We start from the raw sequence: 14,547 nt of genomic DNA, 5'->3' as shown, positions 1-14,547 counted from the left end.
ATCGCCTTTCAGGAAAAACTTTTTGGTTTACTGACACTGATTCGTTACTCCGAATCAGTATGTAGAGGATGTCACCATCAAATCTTTCTGGTGCATTTCCCAAGCTAGGGTAGTGTACACAATTTGATCTAAGTCATTATATTTTGGTTGCCAACCCAGTAATTTAGAGATTTTATTAGCACCAGCGATCACACAAGCAGGATCACCAGGGCGACGTTCTGTTTCAATAACCGGAAAATCTACCCCAGAAATAACCTTAACCCGTTCGATAACTTGACGGACACTGTATCCTTGTCCATAACCACAGTTGAGAATTTGGCTTTCGTTACCTTGTTCTAGATAGGTTAAAGCATCTAAATGTGCTGCTGCTAGGTCTTCAACATGAATGTAGTCTCTAATTGCCGTTCCATCTGGTGTAGGAAAATCTGTACCAAAAATTTTTACTCCTAGTCTGCGTTTGAGTGCAGCATCACACGTAACTCGAATTAAATGAGATGCTCCTTTTGACATCTGCCCCAATCGCCCACCAGGTTCTGCTCCAGCAACATTAAAGTATCGTAAAATTACGTAACGTAAATCAGAAGCCTTTGCATAGTCACGAATCAGCCATTCACAAGAAAGTTTTGATCGCCCATAGGGGTTAATAGGTTCAGCTGGTGTAGATTCAGTAACAGGACTCGTTTCTGGTTGTCCATAAACAGCTGCTGTACTGGAAAAGATAATTTGGTTCACACCCATGTTGCTGCAACAACGGAGTAAATTCAGGGTGTTACGAGTATTGTTAGCGTAATAGTCTAGGGGACGAGAAACAGATTCGGGTACGTTCAGACTGCCAGCAAAGTGTAAAACTGCCGTAAATTGATGCTGACAAAATACCTGACAGAGACATTCTAAATCTTTTAAATCACCAATAATTAACTCACCATGCAATACTGCTTGGGCTGAACCCGTAGAACAATTGTCATAGACCACAACATCGTAACCTGCTTCGCCCAACTTACAAACCACGTGCGAGCCAATGTATCCTGCTCCACCAGTAACTAAGACTTTTTTATTCATCTGCCTTTACCCAGTAATACTACCCGAATGGTTTTGAAGATGATCGCTAAATCCAAAGCTAGGGAATAATTTTTGATGTAGTAGAGGTCGTAAGCTAATTTCTCGTAAGCATCTTCTACTGATGCGCCGTAGGGATACATTATCTGCGCCCAGCCTGTGATTCCGGGTTTGATGACATAACGTAAGTCATAGTAGGGAATTTCTTGTCGCAGCTTGATATCAAATTCTGGCCGTTCTGGACGGGGGCCAATGAGGCTCATTTCTCCCCAGAGAACGTTTAAAATCTGTGGTAGTTCATCGATTCTAGTCAGGCGTAACCAGCGTCCGAATCTAGTAATCCGAGGATCTCGTTCGTTCGCCCACTGCACTCCCCGTTTTTCGGCGTCCTGATACATGGAACGAAATTTGTAAACTCTAAAGGGCTTTCCTTCCAAACCAGTTCGCATCTGTGTGTATAACACTGGGCCTGGACTATCTAACTTAATTGCTAGTACTACTAACAACATCAGTGGAGATAAAAACACAAATAATGACCATGCCAGAATAATGTCTAATAACCGCTTGAGCTTTTGACTAATGCTGTCACCCGCTAAATTAAAACCAGCACCAAAAGCCAGCCAGTTATCCTGAAGCAGAAATGAGGGAAGTTTGTGCCACAAGGTTTCACAAATATCGGGAATCCCGTAGATGGAGACACCAGATAAACGTAACTGCATCAACTGCTGTATCTCTGCACCAGATAATTCCATTGGGGTTGTTACTATTACCCCTGACCAAGGTTGTTGACTCCATTGGGGTAAGTCATTGAGGCTCCCCACAAAAACTCGATTACTTTTTGCTAACTCATTGGTGTTTGGCTCTGCTGTTGCTAAAACAACCAAGCGCCCTAATGAACTGTGTTCTAGAAAAGTTTTGCTAAATAAAATGGCTTTTTTACCTGCACCTAAAATTAGCCAACGGCTGTGTTGCTCTTGCGATCGCACCCACTTGGCTGCCCATATTCTTGATGCCATAGCCCAGATGGTAAATATGCCTAGACTAGGGAGCAAAATTCCTCGTTTCAAGACCAAATCTTTCCCCCAAACACCAGTAAAGTAAATAAGAGCTGCAATAATGCTACCAACAACAACATTACTAATCAAAATGCGGAATGGAGCGCGTAACCCTGCTATTTGGGTATCTGGATGGTAAGTATCTGCTAAATACAGCCCTGTAAAAACTAGGAAAAAAAATAAATAAATTAAAGGGTCAAAACTATTTAGATTTTGATTCAATTGTAACCATAAAGAGAGAGACAAACTCAACAATAAACCCACTATATCCCCTAATAACAGTAATACACAGAGGAGATTATCTGTCTGAGAAAATTTCTTGGTTTTTTTGCCAATAGCAAGAGTAATAGTCATTTGCAGAGATTAGTAAAAATCAGAAAAATTACAGCATAGATATAACAAAATTGGACGCAAGCAATAATTAGCCTGAAATTTTAATGTGAGATTTAAATAGTTAAAAATATTTCAAACCCGTCAGCAAACTAAATGATAAGCACTCGAAAACAAAAGCCTGGCTTTACTAAAAAACCAAGTTTCGTGAGCTTAATCAAAAAAGCCATCTTGTGTGTTTTACAATATCTTTATTAGCCCTTTATTTTTAATCCTTATTTTAGCTATCCAACCATGTAGAAATTACGTAAATATTTGAATTTATATACAAATAGTATTTGATTTTTGAAAAAGCTCTATACATCTGGAGAGACATAAAATCAGATGATAATTCAATTCCGCTAAACCTTGCTGTAAAAACCTTGGAAAGGGGGGATTAAGGGGGGTAGCCTGTGGGACATGCATTTGAGCTTAAGTTGACACCAATAAACCATGCCGTACCCCTACGGAGAAGCAAGCTAGCAAGAGCGTCTCGTAGAGAAGTGCGGGCTATGTCGTTCGCGCCAGCGTGCCGTAGGCAAGACTCGTTAACGCTTCTCTACGAGACGCTGCGCGAACGCTATCGGCGTCGCTAAAATATTCCTTGAGTAAATACATTAGCAGTGTTTATAGTAAATTATACATTAAAATTCATAGTAATATAATCAAGAAAAAACCGTAAAAATACGTAGGTTTTTTCACAGAAAAACCTTGATAATCTTTAACTAAATCTTTATGGATTATTCAGATCCAGTTGCAATCAATAAGGAGCAATTTTAGAAAACATTAGACCAGTTGATAAGTAGGTAGGCATAATTAAATGTAATATATCATTGCGTTTACGTAGCGAACGCAATGACAGTTCATATTATATTTATTTACACCCATCCACTTATATCACCTCTTTTGTTCTACTTCTTTGCTCTATATTCAGTTCTCACTTCGGTGCAATACAGTCGGAACGTCACCCTGAATTTGCTGACACAAACACTCCCCTCTCCTTGGCAAGGAGAGGGTTGGGGGTAAGGTTGAAAAATGTACTTCATGCAAACAAGAAGTGCTTTATATCAGTACAAATGAGCCAACTAAATGTTTAACAGTTTCCATATGTAGAGTATTAGGTGAATTATGCCTTCTCATCAAAACGAGCAAGACCTGATTAATTTTCAACACTATTGGCTGACTGTAAAAAGACGTTGGTTACTGATAATAACCATTATGGGGTCGGTCTTAGGAGTCACAGTGTTGGTTACTTTTAGTCAAAAAGCAATTTATGAAGCCGAGGGCAAACTCCTTTTTAATAAACAAAGTGGTGTCTCTTCCCTTACAGGTGCAAGTGAGCAGCTCGGACAACTCAGTGGAGTGACAAGTCTCTCTAACCCTTTGGAAACCGAAGCCGAAATCATTCGCTCCTACCCCCTGAGTCAAAAAACTATTGCTAAGTTGCAGCTCAAGGATAATCTGGGACAACCATTAGAAATAGATAATTTTCTGCCTAACTTGAAAATCAAAAGTATCCGAGGGACGGATATTTTACAACTTTCTTACCGTAGTGCTAATCCTCAAGAAGCCACAGCTATCATCAATACATTGATGAGTGCTTATCTGGAAAATAATGTTCGGATTAACCGTTCTGAAGCCACAGCAGCACGGAAATTTTTAAGCAAGCAATTACCTCTAATTGAGGCAAAAGTCACAGAGGCGGAAGCAGCACTGCGTCGGTTTAAAGAAAAATACGAGGTTGTTTCCCTAGAAGAAGAAGCTATACAAGGAGTCAAAAGGCTGAATGACTTATCCAGCCAGATAACCCAACTACGCGCGCAGTTGGTTGATGCTAAGAGCCGTTCTGGTGCTTTCCAAAATCAATTGGCATTGAACACACGGCACGCTATGGCACTCACCAGCTTAAGTCAATCCAAAGCAGTACAACAAGTGCTATCAGAATATCAGAAGGTTCAAGACCAGTTAGCAGTGGAGAGGTCACAATTTACCGATGAACACCCAGTCATTACTAATTTGTTAAGTAAAGAACAAGCTCTCAAAAAGCAGCTAGAAGGAAGAGTCACCCAAACTCTGGGTAGTTCACAGCCTATCCCAGAGCAAGATTTACAAATAGGAGAACTCAAGCAGACTCTAACTGCTAATTTGGTGCAAGTGGAAGTAGAACGGTTGGGATTACAGAATCAAGTTGGTGTGTTGATGAAGGAATTTGTACTTTATCAAGCACGTCTCAGAAGCCTACCCAAACTGGAACAACAACAGTTACAGCTAAAAAGACAGCTACAAGTAGCACAAATAACCTACGAACAAATACTGAAGCGATTGCAAGAAGTTGAATTAGTAGAGAACCAAAATGTAGGCAACGCCACGATTGTTTCTGAGGCTTTAGTTCCTAAGAAGAAAATTTCTCCTCGTATTAGCTTGAATTTGGCACTAGGGGGATTTTTAGGATTCTTCTTAGCTATTGGAGCAGCTTTATTGCTAGAAGCTGTAGACAAGTCTGTGAAGACAGCAGAAGAAGCCCAAGAGTTATTGGACTATCCCTTGTTAGGTACGATTCCGGTTTTTGATCAAAAAGCTAGACTGGCTCGTGGTGAGAGTCCAACCGAATTAGTGGTACTCAATAACCCTTATTCATCGGTTAATGCAGCCTTTGAAATGCTCCAGACTAACCTGGGTTTTACCCTTTCTGATAAGGAATTGAACGTGATTGTGGTTAGCAGCTCTGTGATGAATGAGGGCAAATCTTTTGTGGCAGCTAACTTAGCAGTTGCTACTGCCCAGATGGGACGGCGAGTGCTATTGATTGATGCAGATATGCGTCGCCCTCGTCAACACGAAATGTGGCAGCAATCTAACTTAATGGGGTTAAGTAATGTTTTAGTGGGGCAGGCTACGTTAGCAGAAGCTGCCAAGGAAGTGGTAATAAATCTAGAATTGCTCAGTTCTGGCACCATACCGCCTAACCCTGTTGCACTACTAGACTCACAGCGGATGAATGGGTTACTGCAACAAGCTGCCCAAGATTATGACTGCGTGATTATTGACACTCCGCCTTTAAGCCTTCTGGCAGATGCCTCGATTATAGGCAAAATGGCAGATGGAATCTTGCTAGTTACACGTCCTGGTGTAGTTAATTCTGATACGGCTAAGACTACAAAAGCACTGTTAGAACATTCGCGTGTGACTGTGTTGGGAATGGTGGTGAATTGTGTAACTACTGATCATAATGACTACAACTACTACTACTCCCATACAAATACTGGAAAGAATAATTCAGGGAAGAAGGATAAGATTAAGTCCAACTTAAGTAAAATCACTGGATTAAGACTGCTTTAACTGGTTAATAATTTGGCAAAATCAGTGTTTTTTCTGAGGTGGTTCAAGATTTAGGTTGTGTAAAGTTATAGGCACAATATAAAGTTAATACGGTCGGTTGAAATGCTTAATTAATAGCAAGACTTGCTAAAGTATCGTGTTGAAGGCAGTAAAGTATTTTACAAGAATCTTAACTTTACTGCGTTCTTTAGGTGGATATTTAGCATCCACTTGAGGAACGTTTATCACAACAAAGATTATGGCAGCTTAAGAGAGTTCGTAGTAAGCACAAAGAGTACTTGTTTAAAGAATAATTTGAGTTAAAAAATCTGGGTTTTGAGTCAGGGTAAGCGTAACTCAATTTGAGCTGACAAGTATGTAGTAATCGCCCAAAATCTAATCGAGCTGCAATAGATAATAATTACATGCTTACTATTATTGCTGCTTGTTTATCCTAATATGATGATGCTTCTAAATCCGCTTTTCAATAGACTATGTATGGAAAAAACAGGAATCTCAATTATCACCACATATTTCCCACTACAGCATAGCGATTAACAATAAACCCAATGACAATTTTAATTACAGGTGGAACAGGTTTTTTAGGAAAAAGACTTGGTATTGCGTTAAAAAACAATCATTCTGTTGTTTTGACTGGAAGAAACAATAAGCAAAACTTTCAGGCTCAGAAGTTTACCGGTTGTCCAGTTTTACCAATGGATATCTCTAATATTGAATCTGTTAGAGATGTTTTTACCGTGGTAAAACCAAATATTGTTATCCACGCTGCTGCAACAAAATTTGTGGATTTAGCAGAGCATCAGCCAATGGAATGCATTGATGTAAATGTAGTTGGCTCTCAGAGTATTGCCAGAGTTTCGGTAGAAAAGAATATAGAAGCAGTGATAGGTATTTCTACTGATAAAGCAGCCCCTCCAGTTAGGAATACATATGGTCTCTCTAAGGCAATAATGGAAAGGCTATTTTGTGCAATGAATGGTAAAGCTGGAACCAAGTTTACCTGCGTTCGGTATGGGAATGTAGCTTGGTCAACCGGGTCAGTATTACCTATATGGAAAAAAATGTATGAAGAGACAGGGATAATTCGTTCTACTGGACCTGAGATGAGAAGATTTTTCTTCACAGTAGATGAAGCTGTTGGTTTAATAGTTACTGCTCTAGAGAACATAGACTATTTGCAAGGGAAGGTCTTAGCTAGACAGATGAAGTCAGCTCAAATCAAAGATATCTTAACTACTTGGACTAACTACAAAGGCGGTCATTGGGAAAAAATGGAAGGGCGGCCAGGGGAGAGAAATGATGAGTTTTTGATTGGTGAGTTAGAACTAGCACACACTTCAGAGAAAATTTTTAAAGATATTTTGCATTACGTCATTTCATTTAATGAAATAGCTTCAAAACCTTTATCAGAGGTTTTCTCATCTGAAAATGCAGAACGCTTATCAGAAAGTGGAATTTTGAAGATTATCAATAATCCACCTATAGAGGAACTGTAAATGGGAATAATTAAACATGCTTTGATTATGGCTGCTGGCAGGGGGCAACGCATGATACCTCTTACTAACATTGTCCCAAAGCCAATGGCTCCATACGCCGGTTCAACGCTTATAGCCAAAGGTATTGAACAAATAGCTAAAAGAATAGAAAAAATTCATGTGACTGTTGGATATAAAGGAGCAATGCTAGCACAGCATGTTATTGAGCATGGTGCGTTTTCAGTATGGAATACTAATGATAAAAGCAACTCTTGGTGGATTTATAACACTTTACTTAAGTATTTGGATGAACCAATTTACGTACTCACCTGTGATAATGTGATCGACTTGGATTTTGACTTACTAGAAAACAACTATCAAGAGTTTGGAAATGCTCCCTGTATGCTAGTACCAGTGGTTCCTGTTCCTGGGCTGGAAGGGGATTATATATTTCGCGATGGCAATCTTGTGACAGAACTCAATCGATATAAAAGCTCAGATATATACTGCTCTGGAATTCAGATTATAAATCCATATAGGTTGAACCTACTTACAAAAGAGGGAAAAGACTTTTATTTTTTATGGGAACAGTTAATTCAGCAAAAGCAATTAGTTGTCTCTTCTGTTTATCCAAGTAAATGGCTTGCAGTAGATACCATAGAGCATCTCTCACAGTTGAATAACACATTCTTACATAACTGAGTATGGTTGATATTTTAGTAATATCTCATTCTTGCTTTGTATCAGTTAATCGCCTAATTTATAGAAAATTAGCCGCATTAGGTTGGTCAGTGGAAATCGTAATTCCTAAACACATGAAGTTTGGCAATTGTATAAGAACATCTGAGGATGATTCTCCTGGAGATCCTAAGATTCATCGTCTTCCTTTGCTAGAAGTTCATGGTCGTTTTAGAATCTATAAAGGGCTGTTAAAATTACTAAACGTCTTGCGTCCACGTATTGTATTTATGGATAACGACCATGCAAGCTTATTGGCATGGATGCTTGGTGATTGGGCGCGTTTTCATAACTCAACCCTGATAGTACAAACTAACGATAATTTAATTAAAAGTCTTTGGACAGAAATCTCTCAAAGACGCATTACAAGCGCCTTAGGAATTTTAGTAATTAAGTTATTGTCTGATTTAGGAAACTCAAATATTAGACATATTTTTGCGATCAACTCTGATGGAGTTAAACTATTGAGCAAGATGGGATATGCGGAGCGTGTTTCGCTAATTCCTCTTGGCTATGACCCGAATCTATTTTATAGTGATCACCAGACACGATTAGCGACTAGAGAACAGTTAGGATTGAGCAAAATAACAATTGCTTATTTTGGAAGAATAATACCTGAAAAGGGTTTGCATCTTCTAATCCAATCTTTGGCACAGCTAAAACATTTGGAATGGCAGTTTCTTTTGGATAACTTTAAGGCTTATGACAATTCATATTACGAACAATTAAAAATCTTGATCAGAGAAAACAATCTAGAGTCACGAGTAGTCAAATTTGATGCAAGTCATAAGGAAATGCCTGCCTATATAAACGCTGCTGATATTGTCGTAGTACCTTCATTATCTACCCCTAACTTTAAAGAGCAATATGGCAGAGTAGCTGTTGAGGCGATGGCATGTGGTCGTCTAGTCATTGCCTCAAATAGCGGAGCATTGCCTGAAGTTATAGGAGATGGAGGAGTTATTATTCCAGAGAATAATCAATCGTCTTTGGTGAATGCTCTGAGTCAGGCTTTGCAGGATGTGGAATTCCGTCAAAATATAGCCGATTTAGCAGTTAAAAGAGCGATTAACCATCTAAGTATTCATAGACAGAGAGATTTAATGGCTCAATTGTTTTTTCAAATATTGTCACTATCAACGTCAAATGAGCTTACTTAAATATGTTTCAGTTAAACCCTAATGATTTTTCTAAAAATACCTTAAAAATGGTTATAGTTGGGAATGTTTCAGAACCTTACCATATGGGTTATGTGTTTCTGAAAGCCTCTCAAGATATAGGACTGATTGTAGAAACCTGTGACACAAGCAATTATGCTCCTTCAATGAAATCTCTTTGGGGTAAGGCATTATTTAAGTTGTCTGGCAAGCGACCTTTAGAGTGGTGGTCTTTTAATTCCCATCTTGCAAATACCATACAAGAATTTCAACCGCAATTAGTTTTTGTAACTGGGATTTTCCCACTGGAAGAATCTTTATTCAGGCTTTGTAGTAAAAAGGTAATCAAGATAGTTAATTATTTAACTGACTATCCTTGGAACACTTTTCACTATAGTTCCAAGTTTATAGATAATCTCAGCCATTACGATCTAGTTTTCAGCACAAAAAGCAAAATTTTAACTGAATTAATTCAACATGGGGTAAAGCAAGCCAAATTCCTACCCTTTGCATACGACCCTTTTTTACATTACCAACCTAAGAATATATATTCAAATATTAAAGAAAAATTTGATTCCGATATTTGTTTTGTTGGTCGAGCAGACTCGGAACGTATCCCATATTTGGATGCAATCGCAGAATTAAACAATAACTTAAGACTGAAACTATATGGCGGTGCTTGGGAAAATATCAATGTGAAGAATTGGGAGAAGCATCCAGTTGTTGTAAATGAAGAGTATAGACTGGCACTTTCCTGCTCAAAATTAGCTCTTGGCATAGTTAGAAAACGCAACCAAGATGAGTCTACACTTAGAACCTTTGAGATCGCTGCTTGTGGTGGATGTGGAATCTATGAGGATACTTCAGAACACAGACAGATTCTAGATGGCTATCCTGAATATGGTTTCTTTTCTTCACCAGAGGATTTAGCTAGTAAATGTAAATGGTTACTGGAGAATCCAATAGAAAGAGAGCAAATGAGACAACTAGGAATTCAGCTTGTAGTTAAGGAATCAAATACTTATACGGCTAGATTGAAGACTATTTTGCAATGGTGGAGTCAGGAGTAAAATATGCTCAATTACACCAAATCTCCCTGGCAAGAGCAAGATAAGGATAGTCAAACTATAGGTTTAAAAAGGTTACTGTACTTTATTTTCCGCCCTTTGCTCTCATTGTATGCATCTAAATATTTATCCAAAGAAATTCTTCAAATACTAAAGCCATCACTATTGCTACCTGGCAGAGGAATGCCTCTAGAGGATCGTCGGTGTTGGGGGGCTTATCGTTGTGATATTAAAAATGCTGTGATCCTTGTACAAGGAACAGGTACGGGTTGGGATGTAATTTCTTGGGCAAGATTAAAGCCTAAAAAAATTATTGCAACTGATTTATTTGAATTTAAAGATTCTTGGACTGAAATTATCCATTATTGTAAAGAAAAATTAAATGTTGAAATTGAGTTTTATCAATCTCCTTTGGAAGATCATTCATTTCTTGAAGATGAATCAATTGATTTATGTGCATCAGATGCAGTTTTTGAACACTGTCAAGATTTAAAATCAGTTCTCAAAGAATCATTTCGCGTTTTGAAACCAGAAGGAAGTCTATATGCTGGCTATGGACCTCTGTGGTTTTCTGCTGGGGGTGATCATTTTTCCGGGCGCGGTGGTTTACAAAATGTGTTTAACCATCTCTTGCTAGATTCTGAACAATATATGAAATATTTTTTGTCATTCTTGCAAACTAATGAAGATTTTCAAAGTGGAGGGCGTTATGTTGAGCTTGATCTATTTTCTCGTTTAAGTACTCAAGAATACTGTAATTTATTCCAAAAAGTAGGTTTTCAAATAAAAGATTTAATTCTGCAATTAGATCCTAAATCTTTAGCATTTAAAACTAAATTCCCTGAAAACTTTCGGCAGTTGTGTAATAAATATACTAATAAACACGAAGATGATTTTTTAATTAGCTCTAATCTAGTTCGCTTAGTCAAATCATCTAGTAATTACTAAAAATTACATTATGTATTTAGTTGAGAGCATTTTGGAATAATTAAATAAATTACGCTTGTTTTCGTTTTCATAAAATACAGGAATCTTTAAAGCATGAATAATTTTAACAAGACCATACAAAAATCTAAATGGCTAATAAAGTGTATGCTTCTTTCTACGGAAATAGAAAGGTTGATTTGTCCAAACTGTGGTAGCAGTAAATCAAAAAATATAGACAGTAAATTTATATTTACGCACCTGAGAGAATGTGAAAATTGCTATCTGAGATTTCGTACTCCTACAGAAAATGTTAAAGAGAATTATGAATACTATCAAAGTGAATATTCTCAAGAATTTACAACTGATTTGCCAGATAGAGAATATCTAGAAAAATTATTAAAGTCAAACTTTGAAAATTATGAAAAATCCTACTCTAATATTATTAAATTACTTAAATTATTCTATCCTCAAAAAAATAAATTATTTGATTTTGGTTGTTCCTGGGGTTATGGATCTTGGCAGTTTCAAGAAGCAGGTTTTTCAGTTTCAGCCTATGAAATTTCAAAACTTCGATCTGATTTTGCTGTAAAAAGTTTAGGTATTAATATGATTGATATATCCAATACATTAAATGAAAATACGATAGATATATTTTTTAGCAATCATGTACTTGAACACGTACCGTCTCCTTCTAAAACTATAGCTTTAGCCAAAAAAATGCTGAAGCCAGATGGCATTTTTATAGCTATTACACCAAATGGTTCAGATTCGTATCGACTCAATCATTATACTGCTTGGCATTCTCTATGGGGACAGAATCATCCAAATCATTTAAGTGATACTTTCTACAAGCAAGAATTTAAAGACAATCCATTTTTCTCATCATCAATATCTGACAACCTATCAGATGTCATTCAATGGAATCAAAAGAAGAATCAAACTCTATTATCTTCTTTTGATTCGGAGTTATTGCTATTATCATACCCAAACGTAAAGGTTTAGATATTTATCGTTAATTTGTCTTATTCATATTATTCAGGGCTTATGAAAATATCTATTGTTGTTGGTGGAAGATGGCACGCTTTTGACTTAGCAAGAGAACTGTATTCAGCAGGTATTTTACATCGTTTAATCACCAACTATCCTAAATACAAAACCCGTAAATGGGGAATACCTGATGATAAAGTAGTTAGCTTGCCTTTAACTCTTTTATTAGGAAAAGCTATCTACCAAATAGGTGAAGAAAAATTGGTGATGAAATCCCAAGCTTTACTCCACAATCTATTTGCTAAAGCAGCAAGTAGATACCTAGAAGGCAGCACCCTAGTACATGGCTGGTCAAGTTTTTCTGAGCCTGCTTTGCTTTGGGCGAAACAGAATGGCATACCTTTCCTATTGGAGCGTAGTTCTGCTCACATGAGGGTGCAATGTCAATTATTGAGAGAGGAATATCAGCGCCTAAATTTAGACTGGGCAGAAACACATCCAGATGTTGTGGCTCAAGAACTACGGGAATATGAACTTGCAGATAAGGTAGCAGTACCTAGTTTATTTGTGAAAGGTAGTTTTCTTAACCAAAAATTTCCTGAAAAACGCCTAGTACTTAACCATTTTGGTACAAACATCAAAAGCTTTTCACCTGGATTAAAACAGGATAATGTATTTCGTATTATCTATGCTGGTTCTTTAAGTGTACGTAAGGGAATTCATTATTTAGTTAAAGCTTTTATGGAGGCAGATATATCAAATAGTGAATTATGTTTGGTTGGTGGAGCTACGGCAGAAACCCCTCATTTATTAACAGGAGTAGATGAACGAATTAAATTGATTGGTCATGTACCACAGCCGCAATTAGTGGACTACTACCGTAATAGTAGTGTTTTTGTCATGGCAAGTATTGAAGAAGGGCTGGCTTATGTACAGGCACAGGCTCTTGCGTGTGGGTTGCCGTTAATTTGCACAACTAATACTGGTGGCGAAGATTTACTAAGGATGTCTGGTGTGCAACCAGTCAAATTAGAGATGGGTATAGAAGAGTATCCAGCAGGATATTTAGTACCTGTAAGGCATAGCCAAGCTATAGCTACTTGCTTACAAACACTAGCCCAGGATAAAAATTTACTTTTATCTAAACGAGAAGCAGCACTATCATTCCGAGCTACAGGTTTGGATTGGAGTTCTTATGCCCAACGTGCTATCGAATCTTATAAATTTCTACATAATCCAGAATCTACTAGGAAGAAGATAGAGGTCTAAATGATAGAGCCTTTAGTATCAATTGTTTTACCCGTCTACAATCGTAAGAAATACTTGACTAAAGCCATTGATAGTGTTTTACAGCAAACCTATCAAAACTGGGAATTAATTATTGCAGATGATAATTCTTCTGAAGATACAAAAGCTTTATTAGAAGAATATGCTGCAATATCTAAGGTAAAAATTTACTATAATACCCACAATATAGGGCTTTTTGCTAATCTCAATCAAGCTATTAAACGCTGCAATAGTGAATATATAACAATTCTTTGCACTGATGATTTTTTCTTGCCTCATTGTTTGGAAACTAATATAAATGCTATTCAAAAATATTCTGAAGCCAATCTTATCTTATCTTCTACATATTCAGTTAATGCAGATGGTGAAAGATTACCTGATGCCAAGATTTTTTATGATGATTATATAGCTAAGGAAACAAAAATCTTTCAACCTGAACAAAGCGTGCCATTGTTACTTAAATTCGGGAGTATCAATGGCAATATTACTGCAATGTTCTTTAGGAAGAGTCTTTATGAACGAGTTGGTGATTTTAGATCAGACTGGCGACATGCAGCAGACTGGCAATGGATATATCGAGTTGCTTGTTGTAGCCCAATTCTAATTTCTAGAGTTAACGTAGCAGTTATTAGAGTTCATCAAGAGCAACTGTCAGTTATTAATGGAAAGAATCTCAGCGCTTCCTTAGAAGGATCTGAAATGGTAAAGATGCTCTTGGCCAGTCCGCATGTAATAAATCTTAAGTCAGCACCAAATTGGGCATCGCACATTATGCAGTTTCATCTGTGGTTTGCCTTCAAACTTGCTCTTAGAGGATATTTGTCAGAGGCTCTAACTATTCTTAAGGCTATAAATCAAGTCACGGGCTTTGGCAAAACATTCTGGGCAATGTTGAAAACTTTACCTCAGAGGTGGACTGCTCGTAGACAGAAAGGCTTCATTTTACCACCAAATTAATAATATAAGGATTGTGTCTATGCTCAAACGACTTTATAGCAATTCGTTTTACAGCAATTGAATTTAATTAGATTGAAAACAATTGAATAGCACAAAAAATATTAATATATTGTAATTTTGTAATTTCAAACTA

The 14,547-nt window shown here is 37.3% G+C and carries 11 protein-coding genes; 9 read left to right on the top strand and 2 right to left on the bottom strand.

What is annotated here, in order from left to right:
• Positions 1 to 54 precede the first annotated feature (54 nt).
• Both galE and V7K49_RS21135 read right to left on the bottom strand, forming a co-directional pair.
• Positions 55 to 1,059 (bottom strand): UDP-glucose 4-epimerase GalE, encoded by a 1,005-nt coding sequence (gene galE, locus V7K49_RS21140; protein ID WP_335207271.1) that lies wholly within the window; start codon positions 1,057 to 1,059, stop codon positions 55 to 57.
• Positions 1,056 to 2,465: a sugar transferase gene (locus tag V7K49_RS21135; protein ID WP_335207269.1), complete on the bottom strand. Its 1,410-nt coding sequence runs from the start codon at positions 2,463 to 2,465 to the stop codon at positions 1,056 to 1,058. The genes galE and V7K49_RS21135 overlap by 4 nt, the downstream gene beginning before the upstream one ends.
• 1,143 nt (positions 2,466 to 3,608) lie before the next feature.
• Here V7K49_RS21135 and V7K49_RS21130 point away from each other — a divergent pair.
• The 9 genes from V7K49_RS21130 to V7K49_RS21090 all read left to right on the top strand — a co-directional run bounded on the left by V7K49_RS21130 (position 3,609) and on the right by V7K49_RS21090 (position 14,414).
• Positions 3,609 to 5,819 carry a GumC family protein gene (locus V7K49_RS21130; protein WP_334871931.1) on the top strand — a complete coding sequence of 737 codons (2,211 nt, stop codon included), beginning with the start codon at positions 3,609 to 3,611 and terminating at the stop codon, positions 5,817 to 5,819.
• A 548-nt stretch (positions 5,820 to 6,367) separates the two neighbouring features.
• The gene (locus V7K49_RS21125) at positions 6,368 to 7,315 is read left to right on the top strand and encodes a polysaccharide biosynthesis protein (RefSeq protein ID WP_335207267.1); all 948 of its coding nucleotides are present in this window, start codon (positions 6,368 to 6,370) and stop codon (positions 7,313 to 7,315) included.
• Positions 7,316 to 7,996: a nucleotidyltransferase family protein gene (locus tag V7K49_RS21120; RefSeq protein WP_335207266.1), complete on the top strand. Its 681-nt coding sequence runs from the start codon at positions 7,316 to 7,318 to the stop codon at positions 7,994 to 7,996.
• A gap of 2 nt (positions 7,997 to 7,998) precedes the next feature.
• Complete coding sequence (locus tag V7K49_RS21115) at positions 7,999 to 9,192, top strand: glycosyltransferase family 4 protein (protein WP_335207265.1); 1,194 nt, start codon at positions 7,999 to 8,001, stop codon at positions 9,190 to 9,192.
• Between the two features lie 2 nt (positions 9,193 to 9,194).
• Entirely contained in the window at positions 9,195 to 10,259 is a 1,065-nt protein-coding gene (locus V7K49_RS21110; protein ID WP_335207263.1) for a CgeB family protein, read from the top strand.
• Positions 10,260 to 10,262: 3 nt separating this feature from the next.
• Positions 10,263 to 11,204 carry a class I SAM-dependent methyltransferase gene (locus V7K49_RS21105; RefSeq protein WP_335207261.1) on the top strand — a complete coding sequence of 314 codons (942 nt, stop codon included), beginning with the start codon at positions 10,263 to 10,265 and terminating at the stop codon, positions 11,202 to 11,204.
• 93 nt (positions 11,205 to 11,297) lie between these two features.
• Entirely contained in the window at positions 11,298 to 12,185 is an 888-nt protein-coding gene (locus V7K49_RS21100; protein ID WP_335207259.1) for a class I SAM-dependent methyltransferase, read from the top strand.
• 42 nt (positions 12,186 to 12,227) lie between these two features.
• Positions 12,228 to 13,439 carry a glycosyltransferase family 4 protein gene (locus V7K49_RS21095; RefSeq protein ID WP_335207257.1) on the top strand — a complete coding sequence of 404 codons (1,212 nt, stop codon included), beginning with the start codon at positions 12,228 to 12,230 and terminating at the stop codon, positions 13,437 to 13,439.
• Positions 13,440 to 14,414, top strand: coding sequence for a glycosyltransferase (locus V7K49_RS21090; RefSeq protein WP_335207255.1), 975 nt, complete (start codon positions 13,440 to 13,442; stop codon positions 14,412 to 14,414).
• Positions 14,415 to 14,547: the final 133 nt, after the last annotated feature.

It is taken from the genome of Nostoc sp. (assembly GCF_036919675.1).
In the GTDB taxonomy this organism is placed as follows: domain Bacteria; phylum Cyanobacteriota; class Cyanobacteriia; order Cyanobacteriales; family Nostocaceae; genus Nostoc.
The sequence above is the reverse complement of the archived record's forward strand: the minus strand, read 5'-3'. Positions and strand labels throughout refer to the sequence as shown.

Excerpts from the sequence above, each read along its gene's own strand:
- galE (WP_335207271.1), bottom strand. The coding sequence starts at position 1,059 with ATGAATAAAAAAGTCTTAGTTACTGGTGGAGCAGGATACATTGGCTCG.
- V7K49_RS21135 (WP_335207269.1), bottom strand. The coding sequence starts at position 2,465 with ATGACTATTACTCTTGCTATTGGCAAAAAAACCAAGAAATTTTCTCAG.
- V7K49_RS21130 (WP_334871931.1), top strand. The coding sequence starts at position 3,609 with ATGCCTTCTCATCAAAACGAGCAAGACCTGATTAATTTTCAACACTAT.
- V7K49_RS21125 (WP_335207267.1), top strand. The coding sequence starts at position 6,368 with ATGACAATTTTAATTACAGGTGGAACAGGTTTTTTAGGAAAAAGACTT.
- V7K49_RS21120 (WP_335207266.1), top strand. The coding sequence starts at position 7,316 with ATGGGAATAATTAAACATGCTTTGATTATGGCTGCTGGCAGGGGGCAA.
- V7K49_RS21115 (WP_335207265.1), top strand. The coding sequence starts at position 7,999 with ATGGTTGATATTTTAGTAATATCTCATTCTTGCTTTGTATCAGTTAAT.
- V7K49_RS21110 (WP_335207263.1), top strand. The coding sequence starts at position 9,195 with ATGTTTCAGTTAAACCCTAATGATTTTTCTAAAAATACCTTAAAAATG.
- V7K49_RS21105 (WP_335207261.1), top strand. The coding sequence starts at position 10,263 with ATGCTCAATTACACCAAATCTCCCTGGCAAGAGCAAGATAAGGATAGT.
- V7K49_RS21100 (WP_335207259.1), top strand. The coding sequence starts at position 11,298 with ATGAATAATTTTAACAAGACCATACAAAAATCTAAATGGCTAATAAAG.
- V7K49_RS21095 (WP_335207257.1), top strand. The coding sequence starts at position 12,228 with ATGAAAATATCTATTGTTGTTGGTGGAAGATGGCACGCTTTTGACTTA.
- V7K49_RS21090 (WP_335207255.1), top strand. The coding sequence starts at position 13,440 with ATGATAGAGCCTTTAGTATCAATTGTTTTACCCGTCTACAATCGTAAG.